The following is an 18210-nucleotide window of genomic DNA, read 5'->3' on the forward strand; positions in this document are numbered from 1 at the left end:
GTGGGTGTGCAGGACGTAAAGCGAAGCAGTCCTGCACACCCACCCCGCAGGCCCGTCACCGCACCCCAACAGCCCCGCGCAGCGGACCCATCGGCTCGCCCCGCGCAGCGGACCGGCAGCGGCCCCGCGCCGCAGGCGCAAACAACAGCAACCCGCGCGGCGGGAGACCCAACAACGTGGGATGTCAAACAACACGCAGGCCAAAAGCCATCCGCGGGTTGGCGGCCAACATCTGTCGCACCAACACCTCGCCCACCGCGGCCGCGAGTCGTCGGCCGAACCCGCGTAGCAGATTCGGCATGCCGGGGCCGCCGTTCACCGAGCGTGCGGCGGCCGTCGTGGTGTCGCCGCCGAGGAGGATGCGGTCGGCGAACCCCGCGTCGCACAGTGCCGCCACCGCGTCCGGCAGGCGCCAGTCCGTGGCGTGGTGGGCGCGCGACGGCCCGTCGAAGGCGAGGTAGGCGCCGGACTCGGCGGCCATCCGGTGGACCGTGAGATCGGGCGAGCGGTTGAGGTGGCCGAGGATCACCCGGTCCGGCGGGACCGCCAACTCGCCGCAGAGCAGGTCGAGGACGTCCAGCGCCCCGGTGCCGAGCTCCAGGTGGACGCCGATGGCCGCGCCGGTCTCCCGATGGGCCTCGGCGGCAGCCGTCATGGTGCGCCGGGCGTGCCGGTCCAGCCCGTGGAAGCCGCCGGCCACCTTGATCAGGCCGGCCCGGGGGCGGGGCTCGGGGCGGTCCGCGTCGGCCCCGGCGTCGTCGTGGGCCCCGCCGCGGCCCGCGCTCCGGATCCCCTCGGTGAGTTCCGCGACGAAGAGCGCGGCCAGGTCCGCCGGGAGGTTCGCCAGGACCTCCGGGGCGTAGTGCGCCTCCTGGTGGAGGCCGGTCGCGGCCACGATCGTCACGCCCGACGCGCGGGCCAGCCGCGGCAGTTCGGCGGCGTGCCGGCCCATGCCGTGCGGCGTCCACTGGACCACCGCCGCCCCGCCGGCGTCCCGGAACGCCCGCAGTTCGGCGGCGGCCGCGTCGACGTCGGCCAGTTCCTGGCCGGGCAGTTGGGGGCTGGCGAGGAACAGGTGGTCGTGCGCGTCGCACACGCCGAGCCGCTCGGGGGCGAGGTCGCCGAGGACGGTGCGGATGACGAGGGCGGCGGGTGCCCCGTGGCGGTCGGCCCCCGGCGCGGCGGCGGACGGGCTCACCCTTGCCGCCCGGTGCCCAAGAGCTCCGTGCCCGGGGCCGACAGGTGCAGCACCCGGTAGCGTTCCCCGTCCGCGGACCCGGGGACGGGGGAGGCCCACAGGGTGAAGTGGACCAGTTCCCAGTGCCGGGGATCGAGGCCGAGGGCCGTGGAGTGGACGCCGTCCGTGGTCGCCAACTCCTCGTGCGCCGCCAGGGCGTTCTCGACGGCCGTGGTCGGGTCGGCGTCCTGCGGGAGGAGTTCGGCGCGCCGGGTGTAGGCGCCGGGGGCGTGTGCGGCGGCGGGGCCCGAACGGTGGTACAGGCCCCGCCAGTTGTGGACCGCCGGGCGCCCGAAGTCGTCGGACAGGCCGCGGAACCCCGCGCCGGTCAGGAAGCGGGTCATCGCCTCCTGGTCGACCCAGAGGTAGAAGGGCGCGTACTGGTTGACCGGCGAGCCGTCGGTGCCGCGTTCGCGGACGCCGTACGCCTTGAGGCCGAGGCCCGGGAGGGTGTCCAGCAACGGGCCCTTGGTGGTGACCCGTTGGCGGATGATCCCCATGTCGTAGTCGGTGGGCAGGGTGATGCGGTACTGCATGGCGTGCATGGTGACTCCGGGAGGGCGTGCGGTCAGGGGGCGTCGGGCGCGGCGGGGCGGTCCGGCGTGCGCTGCGCGGCCAGCAGCGCCAGCAGGCCGTGCACGGCCGCGTCGAACGGCGCGGTGTCCTCGGCCGCCCGGGCCAGGACGTAGCCCCCCTGGACGACGGCGGCCACGCTCGCCGCGGTGGCGGCCGGATCGAGGCCGGCGGACAGTTCGCCGCGCCGCCGGCCCTCGGTGAGGACCTCGGCGATCCGGTGCTGGAGCCAGCCGAACATCTCGTCCAACGGGGCCCGCAGTTCGGGGTCCTGGACCACGTCGCGGTCCTGCGTCATCCGCCCGATCGGGCAGCCGCGCAGCACCCGTCGCTCCCGCAGCAGATACGCCTCGACCCGGTCGTACGCGGTGCCGGGGCCGGCGAAGATCTCCTCGGCGGCCGCCGTCATGTCCTCCGCGGTGCGTCGGATCGCCGCCAGCGCGAGGTCGGACTTGCCGGCGAAGTGGTGGTACATGCTGCCCTGGCCCACCCCGGCACGCTGGAGGATCGCCTTGGGGCTGGTGCCCACGTAGCCGCGCTCCCACAGGAGTTCCTGGGTACTGGTGACGAGCCGTTCCCTGGTGCCGGCCGGGGGCGCCTGCGACTCGGCGGCCGCCCCGTTCTGCGCGCTGTTGCTCATGCCTCGACTGTACATACCAGTAGTTACAGAGATCAAGAAGCCCCCCGTCCCCGGCCCCTACGCCCCCCGTCGTACTCCCGCTGTCGCCGCGCGTACGACGACGCGCGGACCTCCGGGAGCGAGGCTCGAAGGCGTCCCCAGAGGGGCCGGCCGATCCGCGGGCGGTGCGCATCCGGGGCGTGTCGTCGAGGAGTTGACTTCCGTGAACGCAGCCATGAGTACGTCCGCGAACGCGCTGGCGGGGCACTGGTCCGGCGGTGGACCGGGGCCCTGGATCCTGTTCGTCCCGCTGGTCTGGGCGGCCGTCGCCTTCGGGGTGGTGACGCTGCTGCGCCACACCGGGTGGCGGCGCGGCGGTCCCGGGCGGGCCTTCCGCGGCCCGTGGTCGGGAGCCCGGCCCACGGGCGGAGGGGACGCGCCCACGCCGATCGCCGTCCTCGGGCGCCGGTTCGCCGCCGGCGAGATCGACGAGGAGGAGTACTGGCGCCGGTTGTCCGTTCTGGAGGAGCACTTCGGCGCCGGCCCCAGGGGGAAGGCGGCCTGACGGGCGGGGGTTTCAGCCGACCTGAGCGCTCCGGGTGCGCGGCCGGGGGTCGGTGGCCGACTCCGGCAACGGCGCGGTGTCCCACCCGGCGTGCCGCGCGCGGGCCTCCGTGAGGGCGGTGGAGAGGGCGGGGAGGGTGAACCAGACGATCTTTCCCGGGTCGTGCGGGCGCACCCCCCAGCTCTCGCTGAGCGCCGCGATCAGTGCCAGCCCGCGGCCGGAGGTCTCCCAACTGCCGGCCGTCCGCAGCCGCGGCAGCCGGGGGTCGAGGTCGTGCACCGAAACCGTCAACTGGTCGAGCAGCACGCACAGTTCGACCGTGCACTGCTTGCTCGGACGGGCGTGCCGGTGGACGTTGGCGAGGAGTTCGGTCACCCCGAGTGCGGCCGGGTCGATCAGGGCGTCGAGCTGCCAGTAGCGCAGCTGCGCGGTGACGATCCTGCGCACGTGCCCGATGCGGGCCGGAAGGGCCTGGAGCTCCACCGTGCAGTGTCTGCTGGGCTGCCTGATCACGACCGCGACTCCCTGATGAGGTCGGGCGCCCCTCGTACCGGGGAGGGGCGAAGATCGGAACCAGCGATGCCGGCTGCACCACAGCGTCACCGCTGTTGAACCCTCGGTGATACTCGTCCAGGGTCATGCAGGCGGTGCACCGCCGCAACCGCACCGCCTCAGCCGCGGGCGGCGTTCACGCGCGTGGCTGACGTGCTGCTTCCACGGCCTTCAGGAAGCGGTCGCGGGTGCCCAGCGTCAGCGAGTAGCGGTTGCCGTTGAGCGTGGCGAGCGCCCGGTCGCGGGCCGCGAAGAGCGGCTTGTGCGCTTCCACGGAGCCGAGTGGTGCGCTGTCGATTTCCGTTCCGTAGCTGGTCAGAAGGGCCAGCCGGCCCCCGCTGATGCGGATCTGTCCGGCCCTGGTCAAGGACCGCAACGAGCGCTCGATCCGGACGCCGGTCGCGTTGTACTCCTGGTCCGCCATCTTCACCACTCCCCGATGCCGTGGGCGGTACCGTCCGCCGCCCCCCTCAGGGAATTTTGCCGATATCGCTCGCGGTACACCAGTGCCGTACGGGGCGCAGAGGCGCACAACACCCTTCCCCCAGGCCCTTCTTGGGGCTGCTCAAAGCGATGTTTATGCAGGTGAGAAGCGTGCGCCGGGTGGTTATAGTCGTTACTCGGCCGGCCTTCCCGGCGGGCCCGTAGACCCTTGAGGAGCGCGCCGGTGAGCACCGCACAACAACCGCAGGGCCGGCCCGGGGACCAGGGGGCGACCCAGATCCCGGTCCTGCCGACCGTCGACGTGGACCGCTCGGATCCGGACTACCGGGGCTGGCTGAAAGAAGCCGTCCGCAAGGTCCAGGCGGATGCCAACCGCACCGCCGACACCCATCTGCTGCGCTTTCCGCTGCCCGAGCGGTGGGGCATCGACCTCTACCTCAAGGACGAGTCGACGCACCCCACCGGCAGCCTCAAGCACCGGCTGGCCCGCTCGCTGTTCCTCTACGGGCTGTGCAACGGCTGGATCCGCCCGGGGAAGCCGGTGATCGAGGCGTCCAGCGGTTCCACGGCCGTCTCCGAGGCGTACTTCGCCTCGCTGATCGGCGTCCCGTTCATCGCCGTGATGCCGGCCACCACCAGCCGGGAGAAGACCCGGCTGATCGAGTTCCACGGCGGCACCTGTCATCTGGTGCAGGACCCGCGGACCGTCTACGAGGTCTCGGCGCGGCTGGCCGCCGAGTCCGGCGGGCACTACATGGACCAGTTCACCTATGCCGAGCGGGCCACCGACTGGCGCGGCAACAACAACATCGCCGAGTCGATCTACCAGCAACTGCGACTGGAGCGCTATCCCGAGCCCGCCTGGATCGTCGCCACCGCGGGCACCGGCGGCACCTCCGCGACCATCGCCCGCTACGTCCACTACATGCAGTTCGACACCCGGATCTGCGTCCCCGACCCGGAGAACTCCTGCTTCTTCGACGGCTGGCGCACCGGCGACGCGAAGACCGACTGCGCCACCGCCTCCCGGATCGAGGGCATCGGCCGGCCGCGGATGGAGCCCAGCTTCGTGCCCGGGGCGATCGACCGGATGATGAAGGTGCCGGACGCGGCGAGCATCGCCGCGGTCCGCGCGCTGGAGCGGGCGATCGGCCGCAAGGCGGGCGGCTCGACCGGCACCGGGCTGTGGAGCGCGCTGCGGATCGTCGCGGAGATGGTCGCCGAGGGGCGCACCGGGTCCGTGGTGACGCTGCTGTGCGACCCGGGCGAGCGCTACCTCGACAAGTACTACTCCGACGACTGGTTGGCCGCCCAGGGGCTCGACATCGCGCCCTACACCCGGACCGTCGAGCACTTCCTCGCCAGCGGGTCCTGGGACGGCTGACGGCCCCGCCGCCCCGGGTCCCGGCGCCGGCCGGCGTCAGCCGCCGGTCCTCCAACAGGGCCCGCAGCACGGGGGCGTTGGTGGTGTCGACGCGGTAGGCGTAGCGCGCGCCGGGCTCGGTGGCGAGCAGCGTCTCGGCGAAGCGGACGTCGCCGGTGAGGCGAAGTCGAGCGCGACGGGGCGGAGTCGTCGGGACGCGGACGAGCACTCCTGGGGTCGGTGGGACGGGTAAGGGTCACCCTCGTTGACGGGGTGTCAACCTCAACCGTCCGCGTCGGGCGGCGTCTCGCCCGCCACCACCAGCTCCGTCGGCCGGTCGCCGAACTCCGCCCGGGCCTCGGCGGGCAGCCCGGCGTCCGTCACCAGCACGTCCACCTCGTCCAGGGCGGCGAACGAACTCAGGCCGACCGTGCCCCACTTGGTGTGGTCCGCGACCACCACCACCCGCCGCGCGGAGCGCACGAAGTGCCGATTGGTCTCCGCCTCCGCGAGGTTGGGCGTGGAGAGCCCGGCCTCCACCGATATGCCGTGCACGCCGAGGAAGAGCAGGTCGAAGTGGAGCGAGCGGATCGCGGCGTCCGCCACCGGGCCGACCAGGGTGTCGGACGGGGTGCGGATGCCGCCCGTCAGCACCACCGTCGCCGCCTTGGCCGGTGCGGGTCCCTCGCGGCCGCTGGCCGCGGCCCGCTGGGCGTCGTAGAACACGTCGGCCACCCGCACCGAATTCGTCACCACCGTCAGCTCCGGCACCTCCACCAGCCGCTGTGCCAGCGCGTACGCCGTCGTGCCGCCGGCCAGCGCGATCGCGCTGCCCGGCACCGCCAACTCGGCCGCCGCCCTGGCGATCTCGGCCTTGGCGCTCAGCTCCAGCCCCGACTTGGCCTCGAAGCCCGGCTCGTGCGCACTGGGCTCGCTCACCGGGAGGGCCCCGCCGTGCACCTTCTCGATCACGCCCTGGCGGGCCAGCGCGTCCAGATCACGACGGACCGTCATGTCCGAGACGCTCAGGCGCCGGGTGAGTTCATTGACCCGCACGCCGCCGCGCCGTCTGACCTCGTCGAGGATCAGGGCCCGTCGCTGCTCCGCGAGCAGATTCTGGTTGTCGCCCACCGCGGCCCGTCCCTTCCGCCCGGCTCTCCACCCCGGGTCCGTCAGCCGGCTCTTCGCCCGTCCTGGCACTTTCGTTCCTCATCCTCGCACGTGGGTCTGACAGCGGCCCCGGTCCGGGTGAACGACGGCCGGGAGAACCGCAACCGGCGCCCCGGGAACCACAACCGGGGTGCCGGCGCTCCCAGAAGACAGGGAGAATCCGGTGCGGCACACCCGCCCGCCCGCTCACACCGCACGCACTGACATCGGGGGAAGCCAGTGGAGACCGTCGCCACACCACCCGCCCGCGCGAGGGAACCGCGTCCGGCGGCCACCACCGCACCAGCCACCGCACCCGTCACCGCCCCGCAACGGCCCCAGCTCGCTCTGGAGCTGCTGGTCCACGGCGTCGGCGGCACCACGCCCGAGAAGATGCTCGGCGACCCGCGCGTCCAGCGGATCACCGGCGACGACACCGCCGCCTGCTACCGCCGCACCGACGACGCGGACGCCGAGCACCGCCCCGACGACTACCGCGCCCGCCCCGTCCGCGAGGCGTACTGCTGGTCCAACCTCACCTCCGGCAACGGCGCCCGCGCGCTCTGGCTGGTCCTGCTGCCGTTCATGGTCGCCAACCTCGCCCACTGGATGCGCCCGGCCGCCCCGCCCGACCACCGCGGGCAGCGGATCTACGACCTCCTGGTGCGGCTGCTCGCCCTCAGCCTCACCGTCCTGCTGGCCGCCGCGGCCTGCGAGGTCGCCCTCGACCTCACCGCCTGGCAGTGCGCCGGCACCCCGGCCTGCACCGCCGGGAAGTCCTGGCTGGGCTTCCTCGACCCCGCCGACGGGGGCTGGTGGAGCGCCCCGGGGCGCCGCCTGGTCCTCGGCGCCACGCTGCCGTTGGCCGTCGTCGGCTTCCTGTGGTGGCTCTCGCACCGCACCTGGAGCGCCTACGAGTCCGCCTCCCCGCCGCCGCGGCGCCCCGGCGCCTCCCGCGACACCCCCGCCCACGAGCGCACCGCGCTGGGCCTGGACGGCTTCTGGTACGGCCGCCGGGTCGTCGCCCGGCTGCGCGCCGCGCACACCGCGGCCGGCGTGCTGATCATCGCCGCCGCGCTGGTGCTCGCGTCCCTGCGGACCGACCGGCGGGCCGGCGCCGTCGACCTCGCCGCCGTCGGCCAGGCCCTCGCCGGCCTGCTGGTGCTGTTGGCCGCCGCCACCCTGGCCGTCGTCTGGCGCACCGCCCGGAGCGAGGCGGACCGGGACGAGGAGCCCGACCGCCGCACCGTGCGGGCGCTGCCGATCGCCGCGCTGGCGGCGCTCGGGCTCGCTGCCGGCTATGCCGCCTGGGCGCGGCCGGCGGCGCGCAGCCACGGCGCGCTGCCCGGCGTCGCGACGTTCGGCGCAATCGCCGTCATCCAGGGCGCGTTGGTGCTGGCCCTGGCGGTCACCGCGTGGTTCCTCCAACGCGCAGCCCGAGGCGAGGCCCGCACCGCGCTGCGCGGCATGGGCGGCCCGGCCGTCGCCCTGCTGTCCTGTGCGCTCGGCGGGGTGCTGTCCGGGGGAGTGGCCCAGCGGTTCGCGGACTGGATCGACGGGTCCGCCACCCCCGGCCAGGCCGGCGCCGCGGTCCCCGGGCCGCCGGTGTTGCTGTCCTGGCAGGCGTCGGTGCTGCCCGCGCTGCTGGTCGTGGTCGCCGCGATCGCCGCCCTGGCCGGGGTCCGGGTGCTGGTCGTCCGAAGGCGGGTCGCCAAGGACGTCCCCGGCCTGTACGACCCGCGCGAGCGGCCCGACGTGCTGCGCACCGAGCGCATCGCGGGCACCATCGCCCGCGCCGGCCTCACCGACGCCGCGCCCGTCCTGGTCGCCGCGATCGCCACCGTCACGCTGCTGTTGGGCGCCGGCGCGGTGGTCGGCGCCTGGCTCACCGACCTGGCCCCGGGGCGCGCCACCGCGGGCGCCCCGCCGTTCGTGCACGCCGCGGCCGACACCGCCGAGTCGCTCGGCTCCTGGCTGATGGGCGCCGGCGTGGTCCTGCTGCTCACCATGGGGCGGCGCGCCTACCGCGACCAGTCCGCCCGCCGCACCGTCGGCATCCTCTGGGACGTCGGCACCTTCTGGCCGCGCGCCGCGCACCCCTTCGCCCCGCCCTGCTACGCCGAGCGCGCCGTGCCCGACCTGACCTGGCGGATGGCCACGTGGACCGAGCAGTTCGACGGCCGGCTGGTGCTCTCCGGCCACTCCCAGGGCAGCGTGCTGGCCGCGGCCGCGGTATGGCAGTTGGACCTGGTCACCCGCAGCCGGGTCGCGCTGCTCACCTACGGCAGCCCGCTGGAGCGCCTCTACGGCCGCTGGTTCCCCGCCTTCTTCGGCCCGCCGTTCCTCACCGGCCTGCACCGCGAGATGGACGACTGGCGCAACCTCTGGCGCTTCACCGACCCCATCGGTGGGCCGATCCGGCTCACCTGCGAGGACGGCCGGTCGGTCGACGAGGGCCCGCTGCGCGACCCGCTCGCCTTCGGCCGCACCCTGCAGAACCCGCTGCCCGCGCAGATCCTGGGCCACGGCGACTACCAGGCCGACCCCGTCTTCGACCGGGTGCGCGCCGAACTGCTCGCCCGGCTGGACCCGGGAGTACCGGGCCAACGCGCCGACGAGCCGCCGCATCAGGGGAGTTCGGGCAGGTCCTCGGCGTAGAGGAGGGTCAGGTCGTCGGTGCTCGGGTCGGTGAGCTCGGCGACCCGGCCCGCGTGCCGCTCGACCATCGCCTCGAACGTCTGCCGGGCGGTGCGCCCGTTGCCGAACGACGGCCCCTTGGGCAGCGCCGTGAAGTGCTTCAGCAGCGCCTCGCCGGTCCCGTCGGCGAGGCGGTACTCGTGCTCCTCGCCCTGCTGCTCCACGATCCGCAGCAGCTCCTCCGGGGCGTAGTCGCCGAACCTGATGGTGCGTGAGAAACGGGACGAGATGCCGGGGTTGGTGGCCAGGAAGCGCTCCATCTCCGCGGTGTAGCCGGCCACGATCACCACCACCGCGTCCCGGTGGTCCTCCATCAGCTTCACCAGCGTGTCGATGGCCTCCTTGCCGAAGTCCCGCCCGGAGTCCTCGGGGGCCAGGGCGTACGCCTCGTCGATGAACAGCACCCCGCCGCGCGCCCGGTCGAACGCCTCCTGGGTGCGGATCGCCGTCGAGCCGATGTGCTCGCCCACCAGGTCCACCCGGGACACCTCGACCAGGTGGCCGCGCTCCAACACCCCCAGGGCGTGCAGGATCTCGCCGTACAGCCGGGCCACCGTGGTCTTGCCGGTGCCGGGGGAGCCGGTGAACACCAGGTGGCGGCGGACCGATGCGGCCTTCAGGCCGGCCTCCTGCCGCCGGCGCCCCACCTCGATCATGTTGATCAGGGTGCGCACCTCCCGTTTGACGCTGTCCAGCCCCACCAGGGTGTCCAGTTCGCCCAGCACCTCCTCGGAGGGGCGGCCGGGCGTCGGCGCCGCCTCCGGGGCCGTGGTGGCGGCCGGCGCCGGCCGCGCGCTCGGGACGTTGCCCAGCAACCCGGCGGTCTGCGTGGCCTGTTGGACGGGCGGCACGGTCACCGTGGGCGCCTGGGTGGTCCGGCTCTCGTCGCTGGTGCAGTCCTCGACCGTGGGCCCGCCGCCGCTGCCGAGCGCGTCGGCGAACTCGTAGCCGCCACGGGCGCACCGCTCGGTGCGGCACCGGGTCAGCGTCGTCCGGCAGCCGTCGATCACGTGGAAGCCGAAGCCGGAGCTGCCGGTGACCCGGCAGCCGTGGAAGGTGCCGCGGCCCTCCGCGGAGACGTAGAACCCGGCCTCGGTCGGCGAACTGACCGTGCAGCCCTCGATGGTGGGGTCCGCGCCCTTGGTGACGATCACGCCGGTCTGCGCGCCGTCGATGGTGCAGTTGGCGAGCGTGCCGCCGCTGCCGTGGTCGCGGAACCAGGCGCCGGTGGAGGACTCCCGGATCCGGCAGTCGTCCAACTGGACGGTGGCGCCGTCGCTCACCGACACCGCGGTGTTGCGGACCTGTGTCAGGTCGCAGTCGACCACGTCGGCCCGGGAGCCCCGGTCCAGCACGAACAGCGCGTCGGGGACGTCGTGCACCCGCGTGGAGTCCAGCACCGCGGTCGCCCCGTCGCTGACCCACACCGCCGGGTAGTCGCCCGTACTGTCGTGGATCTCGCACTGGTTGGCGTCCACCCGGGTGCCCGGGTCCCACACCGACAGGCCGTTGCGCCCGAAGTGCCGCACCGTGCTGCGGGTCAGCGTCAGCACTGAACGGGAGCGCAGGTCCACCGCGTTCTCCGGGATGTCGTGGATGTCGCAGTCGGCGAGCGTGAGCACCGCGTCGGTGTCCAGGGTGACGCCGTCCGCGGTGGTGCGGTGCACCGTGCAGTCGGTGAGGTGGCCGGCGGCCCGCGCGGCCACCTGGACGCCCGTGCCCTTGATCTCGTACAGCTCGCAGCCCACCGCCTCGACCGTGCTGCCCTCGCCGGACAGCGACAGCCCGGCACCCGAGGCGTGGTGGATCCGGCAGCGCTCCAGCCGCGGGTGGGCGCCGCCGCGCACCGCCACCCCGGCCTGCCCCGCGGCCATCACCTCGCACTCCTCGAAGACCCCGCCGGCGCCGTCCAGGACGCTGATGCCGACCCCGCCGGCGTTGTCGACCGTGCACCGCCGCACCGTCGGACGGGCCCCACCGCGCACCTCGATCCCCGCCGCGGACCGGGTCACCACGCGGATGTCGGCCAACTCCGGGGCGCCGTCCTCCACCAGCAGCGCCGGCGCCGCCGAGTCGGTGGCCTCCAGGTGCAGGTCGTGGACGGTGGCCGAGGCGCGTATCGTCAGCGCGACCCCGTCGGCCGGCACGATCCGCACCGAGCCGCGGGACCCCTCCGGGCCGCGCAGTGTCACCGCCCGTTGCAGCACCAGGTTCTCGCGGTAGGTGCCGGCCGGCACGGTCAGGACGTCACCGTCCCCGGCGGCCTCCAGGGCGGCGGCGAGCGAACTGTACTCGCCGGTGCGGCGCCGCCAACGCGACGTTCCGGAGTGCGTCACCTGGACCGAGCCCTGTGCCATGGCGGTGTCGTGTCCCCACTTCGTACGGCGGATGTCGGCCCGGCAGCCATCCGTCAGCGGATGTCCGCTGTGAGGTCTGCGGGGCCCCAGCCGTCAGGCTGGAGGCACCACCGTAGCGCGCCTGAGGGGTGCCGGTTGCCATGGTCCGCCGCCTGGTCAGCCGGTCTCAACTCCCGGCGTCGGCACGGCCCCAGTCCTGTCCGGCGCGCTCCCACGCCGCGTCCCAGCGCCGGAAACGACGCACCATCAACTGCCGCACCGCGAGCCGCCGGGCGCCCTCGACGAGCCCCCCGAACGCCACCGCGGCGCCCGCCCCGGCCAGCCCCGCGTGGGTGCCCGCGGTGCCCTCGTCCATCGGCGGTGGCGCCGGCCGCCCGTGGGCGTCGGTCCACAGCCGGAACCGCTCGCCGCCCCGCACCGGCCGCGGCGGGGCCACCTCCCCGCTCCGCGGACCGCCGTCCGGCCCCGCCCAACGGGCGAGGACCCGCGGGTGCCCGGGGTGTGGCACGGAGGTGTCCGGGTCGGGGGCGACCCGGGTGCCGGAGGCCGGCCGCGTCGCGGTCGCCCACACCGGTCGGCGGTCGTGGCGCTGGAGCCGCACGGTCGTCAACAGGGCGCCGTGCGCGGTCCGTCCGGCGAACCAGCCGGCGGCCGGCGCCCCGACGGCGATGAGCAGCGCGGCGCCCAGCGCCAGCCAGGCTTCCCACCGGTCGGTGCGGCGCCGGAGCGGATTGCCCCGCCAGTGCCAGATGCCCCTGATCGCCCGCATCGTGCCCCCTTTCCGTGTCGTGGATACCGCACGGAGCGGCGCCCGTGCGCGCGGCCCGGTACGGGGGCGGCGACATCGGGCCGCGCGGCCGGCCGGCGGTCGGGCACCTCCCGTCCCGGCAGGCTCAACCGTCCACGAACTCCCCTCGATCCTGGGGGAGTTGGCGGCATTTCGGCGCACTTGTGCCGCCCCGCGGAGTCGGCCGGATCGCGCCCCCGTAGGGCGGCCCGGTCAGTGCAGCTTGACCGCCACCGTCACCACCGCGCCCTGCCGGCCGGCGGTGCCGGTGCCCGGGGCGACCGCGAACCGGTCCGTCACCAGTCGCGCCAGCCACAGCCCCCGCCCCTTGGGCGCGCCGTCCAGGCCCGGCAGCAGCTCCGGGATCACCGTCTCGCTGAAACCGGGGCCGGCGTCGCTGATCCGGCACTCCAGCTCGTCGCCCACCCGCCGCAGCACCAGCCGCCCCGCGCCGCCGGCGTGCTCCACGGCGTTCCCGGCGATCTCGTCGACGGCCAGCACGAACTCCCCGCGCCGCGGCTCGTTCAGCCCCTCGCGGGCCGCGCACTCCTCGACCAGCAGCCGCAACTGCGGCAGCAGCCGCGCGGTGAAGCGCCGCTGCAACAACCGACGGCCCGGCTCCTCCACCGGGCCCTCCGCCCCACCGTGACCCGCGGGTTCCGGGTTCAGCACGGCCGCGCTCCTCCCTCGGTCTGAATCGGCGCCAACCGGGGCACCGCCTCCGCGCCCAGCCGCCGCAACATCCGGTGCTGTCCGCGGTCGCAGCGCACCTCCACCAGCTCGTGGCCCGCCGCGCCCCGGACCAGTACGAGCAGGCCCACCGCGCAGCCCACCGACAGAAAGTGCAGCCCCGTCAGGTCGACGGTCAACCGCCGGGCCGCCGCGGTCCGGGCCAGCGCGAGCTCCAACGGCCGCACGAACGCGGCCCGGTTGGCCGCGTCCGCCTCGCCGACGAAGCACAGCACCCCGCCCGCCCCGAGCGCCACCCGCAGGCCGCCCAACCGCTCCAGAACGGCCCGCGGATGCGCCCACTCCATCGCCCCCACCCACTCCCGGCCGAACCGCCGCCGGTCGTAGGCGCAGACCTCGGTGTACGGCCGGCCGGCGAACAGCGACCGGGCGCCGGTCTCGCGCCGCGCCACCGTCGAGGCGTCGGCACCGAGGTCGGCCACCCAGCCCATGTCGATGAACGCCCGCAGCCCGGTGTACCCCTCGGCCGTCGCCCGGTCGGTGGCCGCGCGCAGCCGCGCCAGTTGCCGGGCGGCGGTGAACTCGGCGTCCGGGCGGATCAGTTCGCGCATGGTGGTGATCACCAGTTGGCCGCGTTCGCGGGCCCGGACCGGGCTGCGGTTGGGGAAGTCGATCCGGGCCAGCACCTCGTCCGTCGGCACCTCCGGGCACGGCAGCACCAGGATCTTCTCGCCGCGGGCCAGCCCGAGCCGGACGAACGCCGTGACCGCCTCCCAGCGCACCTCGTCGTCGCCGTAGCCGACGAAGGCGTGGTCCCCGGGCCGCAGGCGCTGAACGGGGATGAGGCGACCGCTCGCGGCATGGCTGGCAGGCATCGGCACAACAGCTCTCTGTCTCCCCCCGAGGCCCGTCCCGTCGGCGGCGCGGTGCGCTCACTGTAGGCAGCCGCCGGGCGGCCCGCAATGAGGGTGACGGCCGCCGCATGCGCCCCGTCAGTCGAGTATCTCGAACGGGTCGCCGACGCGGAGCGCGCCCGTTGTGCGGGGGATCAGATTCTGGCCGAACAGCAGCCGGTCGTCGAAGCGTCGGTGCCGGGCGAGGGTGCGCAGCGGCTCCTTGCCGCGGGCGGCGGTGCGCTGGTCGACGGTGGTCACCACGCAGCGTCCGCTGGGCTTGGCGACCTGGAAGACCACCTCGCCGATCCGCACCCGGCGCCAGTCGTCCTCCGCCCAGGGGGCGGTGCCGTCGAGCACCACATTGGGCCGGAAACGTTCCATGGGCAGGGGGCCCTCGCCGGGCCGATCGCCCTGCGCGATGAGGGAGTTGAGGGCGTCCAACGAGGCGCTGGTGGTCACCAGCAGGGGAAAGCCGTCGGCGAAGCTGACCGTGTCGCCGGGCTCGCTGAAGCGCGGGTCCACGGGCCGGCGCTTGTCGGGGGCGTCCATGTGCACCAGTTGGCACTCGACGCCCAGGTAGGCGGTCCACCACCCGGCCGCCTCCGGGCCCGCGGGCACGGCCTGGACGACGTCGGCGAAGACCTCGACCGGGATCGTGGTCACCGGCTCGGGCACCGGGACCACCAGCGGCTCCACCCCGGGCGCGGTCAGCCGCAGGCCGCCGCCCGGCAACTCCTCGGCTCGAACCAACGCCAGCCTCGGGTGCTGGCGTTGGGTGAACTGTCGCCCCGCGGTGTCGGCCACCAGCCAGCGCCGGTCCCCGGCCAGCCCCCAAGGCTCGACCACCGCTTCGGCCCGGTCGGAGGCCGTCGTGGCCTTGACCGGATAGACGTGCAGCGACTGGACCCGTGGCATTGGCATGGACCCATCCTGCCAGTCGCTTCGGACGTGCGGACGACGCGTCAGTAGCCGCGCGGGTACTGGCGGCCGTACCCCTGGTCGTCGAACGGCGAGGCGGGCCGCGGCGCGACCGGGGCGGCCGGGCGCATCGCCTCGTATCCCGTGCCGGGACCCGGCGCCGGTCGCTGGTACTGCTGCGGTGGCGGGTAGCCGCGGGTCCCGGCCTGCTGCGGGATGTACGGCGCCGGGGTGTGCTGCAACGGGGCGACCGGCTGCGCCGCGGCACCCGGATACCCACCGGGCGCGGGCGGCGGCGAGGACGCCGAGGGGAGCGCGGGCAGGGCCGAGGGCAGCGCAGGCAACGAGGAACCGGTGTCCCAGGGGGAGGGGTTCACGCGGATCGGGGCGATCTGCGGGGTGCCCCGCTCTGCGACGAGGCTGTCGTAGATGGGGGTGTCCGGGAAGGAGGGCGATGCGTAGTAGCCGCCGCTGTAAGTGGAGCGGGGGGAGGTCATGCCTCATAAGTTAAGCCCACGATGTGCCGAATGGGGAGCCTGGAAAGGGGGTTGTTTCAGGTGTTCGGAACGGCTCCGGGTCGCCAATGTGAGCGAAGTTGTGAAAATCGGTCGCGATCGCCCGTAGGGATCGTGTAAAGACCTCGCTTCTCGTAGGTGAACCGGGGGGCGTTCGGGACGTTCCCGGCCAAGTAGGTTGGTGGGGGCCACGGCTGACGGTGCACGCGGCCACAGGACGACAGGAGGGTGCGGCGATGTCGATGCTCAAGGGCGGCAACGTCCCGGTCCCGGCGCCGGCGGTGCGGGTGGAACTGAGCTGGCGACCGGCCCCCGGGACGCCGGACGTGGACGCCTCCGCGCTGCTCCTGAGGTCGGGACGGGTGCGCGGCGACGCCGACTTCGTCTTCTACAACCAACCCGTGCACGCCTCGGGCGCGGTCCGCCACGAAGGCAAGCGGCCGGCCGACGGGACGTTGGTCGACGCCCTCCGCATCGACCTCGCCGCCGTCGAGGCGGCCGTCGACACCGTCGTCCTGGCCGCCTCCGCCGACGGCGGCAGCTTCGGCGCCGTCCCCGGCCTCTCCATACGGGTGCTGGACGCGGGCAGCGGCGCCGAACTCGCCCGCTTCGACAGCGCGGGCGCCACCACCGAGACCGCGTTCGTGCTCGGCGAGCTCTACCGCCGCCAGGGCGGCTGGAAGTTCCGCGCGGTGGGGCAGGGGTACGCCACCGGACTCGCGGGGCTGGCCGCCGACTTCGGCATCAGCGTCACGGACGAGCCGGCGGCCGGGCCGGCCCCCGCGCCCGCACCGCCGACTCCCGCGCCCGTACCGCCGGCCCCGATCGCGCCGCCCGCCCCTGTGGCGCCGCCCGCGCCCCCGCCGCCCACCGGTCAACCGGTGGCGTCAATTCCGTGCCCGCCCGGCCACGGAGCGCCCGCCCCCGCACCCACTCCCGTCCGGCTGACGAAGGTCACCCTGACGAAGGAGGCGCCGGCCGTCTCGTTGACGAAGCAGGGTGGAACCTCCGGTGTCATGCGGGTCAACCTCAACTGGCGCGCGGGCGGCGCCGGCAAGCGTCTCGGCAAGAAGCTGGGCCGCACGGCGATGGCGGCGCTGGGCGCCCGCGGCGCGCTGCTCCCGTCCACCGGCGACCTCGACCTGGACCTGTGCGCGCTCTACGAGTTCACCGACGGCTCCGCCGGAGTGGTGCACCCGCTCGCCGGCGCCTTCGGCGACCTGCACGCCCCGCCCTACATCCAACTCGACGGCGACGACCGCACCGGCGCCGTCGCCACCGGCGAGAACCTCACCATCAACCTCGACCACCAGGCCCGCTTCCGCCGCATCCTGATCTTCGTGACGGTCTACGCCGGCGCCCGCAGCTTCGAGGGCCTGGACGCCACCGTCACCCTCCAGCCGCAGCACGGCGCCCCGGTGGAGTTCGCGCTGGACGCCTGCACGGTGCCGGCCACCGTCTGCGCGCTGGCCCTGATCACCAACACCGGCGGCGAACTCGTCGTCCAGCGCGAGGCCCGCTACCTCGTCCCCGCGCCCGGCGTCAGCCCCCAGCGCACCGTCGACCACGCCTACGGCTGGGGCCTGACGTGGTCCCCGGCCACCAAGTGAGCGCTCAGGGCGCCCCGTAGGTGCGGCCCTTCCAGGCCGCGCCGCGCCCCCGGTAGTGCTGCACGGCCGAGTCCACGGTCATCAGGAGGTAGAGCAGCGCGGTGAACGGGAGCAGCGGCGCGAGCCACGGCGGCTGCCGGTAGTAGCGCAGCATCGGCAGGAACGTCCCGCACATCACCACCCAGGCCGCGCCGCCCGGCACCGCCGCCAACGGGGCGCCGGTCGCAACTCCGGCCAACAGGGCGGCCGGTGGCGCCAGGTACACCAGCGCCAGCCCGAGGACCGTGCCCAACAGGACCACGGGCCGGTGCCGTAGTTGCGCGTAGGCGGTGCGGGACACCATCCGCCACAGCTCCGCCAGCCGCGGATACGGGCGCACGCTGGACACCCGGTCGGCCAGCCCCAACCACACGGCGCCGCCGGCCCGCTGCACCGCCCGTGCCAGCGCCACGTCGTCGATCACCGCGTGCCGGATCGCCTCCGGGACGCCGGCCCGCTCCGCCGCCTCCCGTCGCAGCAGCACGCACCCGCCGGCCGCCGCCGCGGTCCGGGCGCCGCGCCGGTTGACCCAACGGAACGGATAGAGCTGCCCGAAGAAGTACACGAAGGCCGGCACGATCAGCCGCTCCCAGCCCGTCGCCACCCTCAGCCGGGCCATCTGCGACACCAGGTCCAGCTCCCCGGAGCGGGCCGCGGCCACCAACTCCCGCAGGCTGTCCGGCTCGTGGGCGATGTCCGCGTCCGTCAGCAGCAGGTACTCGGGCGCGCAGCGCTCCCGCGCCAGCGCGATGCCGTGCCGGACCGCCCAGAGCTTCCCCGTCCACCCCGGCTCGGGCTCGCCGGGCGAGGCGACGGTCAGCGGCAGCCCGCCCCCGCCGGCCGCCAGCCCGCGGGCGAGCGCGCCGGTGCCGTCCGTGCTCCCGTCGTCGACCAGGAAGACCTCGGCCCGGCCCGGGTACTTCTGCGCCAGCAGCGTCGGCAGGCTCGACGGCAGCACCGCCGCCTCGTCGCGCGCCGGCACCACCACCGCCACCGACGGCCAGCGCTCCGGATCCCGGCGGGCCGGCAGCCGGACGTCGGTCCGCCAGAAGAAGCCCTGCCCCAACAGCAGCCACAGCCAGGCCAGCAGCGACCCGGCGCCGATCCACGCAATCGCTTCCACGGGCGCAGTGTGCCCACCGGGACCGCCGCGGACCGGCGCCCGACACGCACCGCAGGGCATCCACCCGGTCCGGCCC

At 74.7% G+C, this 18210-nt stretch carries 17 protein-coding genes; 4 read left to right on the forward strand and 13 right to left on the reverse strand.

Annotated features, from left to right (window positions below; translation table 11 throughout):
- Window positions 1-184: 184 nt before the first annotated feature.
- The 3 genes from ACIQU6_RS35430 to ACIQU6_RS35440 are packed head-to-tail and all read right to left on the reverse strand — an operon-like array spanning window position 185 to window position 2450.
- Window positions 185-1198: a phosphotriesterase gene (locus ACIQU6_RS35430; RefSeq protein WP_403485831.1), complete on the reverse strand. Its 1014-nt coding sequence runs from the start codon at window positions 1196-1198 to the stop codon at window positions 185-187.
- Window positions 1195-1782: a DUF4865 family protein gene (locus ACIQU6_RS35435; protein ID WP_403485832.1), complete on the reverse strand. Its 588-nt coding sequence runs from the start codon at window positions 1780-1782 to the stop codon at window positions 1195-1197. Before ACIQU6_RS35435 ends, ACIQU6_RS35430 begins: the two co-directional genes overlap by 4 nt.
- A 23-nt stretch (window positions 1783-1805) precedes the next feature.
- A complete protein-coding gene (locus ACIQU6_RS35440; RefSeq protein WP_403485833.1) occupies window positions 1806-2450 on the reverse strand; it encodes a TetR/AcrR family transcriptional regulator in 645 nt (214 codons plus the stop codon).
- 214 nt (window positions 2451-2664) lie between these two features.
- Between ACIQU6_RS35440 and ACIQU6_RS35445 the strand changes: the two genes are divergently transcribed.
- Complete coding sequence (locus tag ACIQU6_RS35445; RefSeq protein WP_403485874.1) at window positions 2665-2994, forward strand: SHOCT domain-containing protein; 330 nt, start codon at window positions 2665-2667, stop codon at window positions 2992-2994.
- 12 nt (window positions 2995-3006) lie between these two features.
- Here the strand turns inward: ACIQU6_RS35445 and ACIQU6_RS35450 are convergent, their stop codons facing one another.
- Together ACIQU6_RS35450 and ACIQU6_RS35455 are read right to left on the reverse strand one after the other, a co-directional pair.
- Window positions 3007-3507: an ATP-binding protein gene (locus ACIQU6_RS35450; RefSeq protein WP_403485834.1), complete on the reverse strand. Its 501-nt coding sequence runs from the start codon at window positions 3505-3507 to the stop codon at window positions 3007-3009.
- A gap of 175 nt (window positions 3508-3682) precedes the next feature.
- A complete protein-coding gene (locus ACIQU6_RS35455) occupies window positions 3683-3970 on the reverse strand; it encodes a hypothetical protein (protein ID WP_403485835.1) in 288 nt (95 codons plus the stop codon).
- Between the two features lie 297 nt (window positions 3971-4267).
- Here ACIQU6_RS35455 and ACIQU6_RS35460 point away from each other — a divergent pair, with 297 nt between their 5' ends.
- Complete coding sequence (locus ACIQU6_RS35460) at window positions 4268-5374, forward strand: PLP-dependent cysteine synthase family protein (protein ID WP_403485875.1); 1107 nt, start codon at window positions 4268-4270, stop codon at window positions 5372-5374.
- Between the two features lie 261 nt (window positions 5375-5635).
- Here the strand turns inward: ACIQU6_RS35460 and ACIQU6_RS35465 are convergent, their stop codons facing one another.
- Window positions 5636-6484, reverse strand: a complete 849-nt coding sequence (locus tag ACIQU6_RS35465) for a DeoR/GlpR family DNA-binding transcription regulator (protein ID WP_403485836.1) — start codon at window positions 6482-6484, stop codon at window positions 5636-5638.
- A gap of 258 nt (window positions 6485-6742) precedes the next feature.
- Here ACIQU6_RS35465 and ACIQU6_RS35470 point away from each other — a divergent pair, with 258 nt between their 5' ends.
- Window positions 6743-9160, forward strand: coding sequence for a hypothetical protein (locus ACIQU6_RS35470; RefSeq protein WP_403485837.1), 2418 nt, complete (start codon window positions 6743-6745; stop codon window positions 9158-9160).
- Here the strand turns inward: ACIQU6_RS35470 and ACIQU6_RS35475 are convergent.
- The 6 genes from ACIQU6_RS35475 to ACIQU6_RS35500 all read right to left on the reverse strand — a co-directional run bounded on the left by ACIQU6_RS35475 (window position 9130) and on the right by ACIQU6_RS35500 (window position 15344).
- Complete coding sequence (locus ACIQU6_RS35475) at window positions 9130-11556, reverse strand: right-handed parallel beta-helix repeat-containing protein (protein WP_403485838.1); 2427 nt, start codon at window positions 11554-11556, stop codon at window positions 9130-9132. The two genes, ACIQU6_RS35470 and ACIQU6_RS35475, sit on opposite strands and share 31 nt — an antisense overlap.
- A gap of 166 nt (window positions 11557-11722) precedes the next feature.
- Window positions 11723-12325, reverse strand: coding sequence for a hypothetical protein (locus ACIQU6_RS35480; protein WP_403485839.1), 603 nt, complete (start codon window positions 12323-12325; stop codon window positions 11723-11725).
- A 231-nt stretch (window positions 12326-12556) separates the two neighbouring features.
- Window positions 12557-13015, reverse strand: a complete 459-nt coding sequence (locus tag ACIQU6_RS35485; protein ID WP_403485840.1) for an ATP-binding protein — start codon at window positions 13013-13015, stop codon at window positions 12557-12559.
- Entirely contained in the window at window positions 13009-13908 is a 900-nt protein-coding gene (locus ACIQU6_RS35490; RefSeq protein WP_403485841.1) for an MEDS domain-containing protein, read from the reverse strand. Before ACIQU6_RS35490 ends, ACIQU6_RS35485 begins: the two co-directional genes overlap by 7 nt.
- Window positions 13909-14025: 117 nt before the next feature.
- The gene (locus ACIQU6_RS35495) at window positions 14026-14850 is read right to left on the reverse strand and encodes an MOSC domain-containing protein (RefSeq protein WP_403485842.1); all 825 of its coding nucleotides are present in this window, start codon (window positions 14848-14850) and stop codon (window positions 14026-14028) included.
- Window positions 14851-14891: 41 nt separating this feature from the next.
- Window positions 14892-15344 (reverse strand): DUF6643 family protein, encoded by a 453-nt coding sequence (locus ACIQU6_RS35500; RefSeq protein ID WP_403485843.1) that lies wholly within the window; start codon window positions 15342-15344, stop codon window positions 14892-14894.
- A 254-nt stretch (window positions 15345-15598) separates the two neighbouring features.
- On the opposite strand from ACIQU6_RS35500, the gene ACIQU6_RS35505 reads away from it, so the two are divergent.
- Window positions 15599-16972, forward strand: a complete 1374-nt coding sequence (locus ACIQU6_RS35505) for a TerD family protein (protein ID WP_403485844.1) — start codon at window positions 15599-15601, stop codon at window positions 16970-16972.
- Between the two features lie 4 nt (window positions 16973-16976).
- Here ACIQU6_RS35505 and ACIQU6_RS35510 read toward each other — a convergent pair whose 3' ends face one another.
- Window positions 16977-18125 carry a glycosyltransferase gene (locus tag ACIQU6_RS35510; protein ID WP_403485876.1) on the reverse strand — a complete coding sequence of 383 codons (1149 nt, stop codon included), beginning with the start codon at window positions 18123-18125 and terminating at the stop codon, window positions 16977-16979.
- Between the last annotated feature and the right edge of the window lie 85 nt (window positions 18126-18210).

The sequence above is a fragment of the Streptomyces sp. NPDC090442 genome (genome assembly GCF_044769405.1).
Lineage (GTDB): Bacteria > Actinomycetota > Actinomycetes > Streptomycetales > Streptomycetaceae > Streptomyces.

Bases quoted from the DNA above. Each gene is read 5' to 3' on its own strand.
- ACIQU6_RS35435 (WP_403485832.1), bottom strand. From the start codon at position 1,782: ATGCACGCCATGCAGTACCGCATCACCCTGCCCACCGACTACGACATG.
- ACIQU6_RS35440 (WP_403485833.1), bottom strand. From the start codon at position 2,450: ATGAGCAACAGCGCGCAGAACGGGGCGGCCGCCGAGTCGCAGGCGCCC.
- ACIQU6_RS35445 (WP_403485874.1), top strand. From the start codon at position 2,665: ATGAGTACGTCCGCGAACGCGCTGGCGGGGCACTGGTCCGGCGGTGGA.
- ACIQU6_RS35455 (WP_403485835.1), bottom strand. From the start codon at position 3,970: ATGGCGGACCAGGAGTACAACGCGACCGGCGTCCGGATCGAGCGCTCG.
- ACIQU6_RS35475 (WP_403485838.1), bottom strand. From the start codon at position 11,556: ATGGCACAGGGCTCGGTCCAGGTGACGCACTCCGGAACGTCGCGTTGG.
- ACIQU6_RS35480 (WP_403485839.1), bottom strand. From the start codon at position 12,325: ATGCGGGCGATCAGGGGCATCTGGCACTGGCGGGGCAATCCGCTCCGG.
- ACIQU6_RS35490 (WP_403485841.1), bottom strand. From the start codon at position 13,908: ATGCCTGCCAGCCATGCCGCGAGCGGTCGCCTCATCCCCGTTCAGCGC.
- ACIQU6_RS35495 (WP_403485842.1), bottom strand. From the start codon at position 14,850: ATGCCAATGCCACGGGTCCAGTCGCTGCACGTCTATCCGGTCAAGGCC.
- ACIQU6_RS35500 (WP_403485843.1), bottom strand. From the start codon at position 15,344: ATGACCTCCCCCCGCTCCACTTACAGCGGCGGCTACTACGCATCGCCC.
- ACIQU6_RS35505 (WP_403485844.1), top strand. From the start codon at position 15,599: ATGTCGATGCTCAAGGGCGGCAACGTCCCGGTCCCGGCGCCGGCGGTG.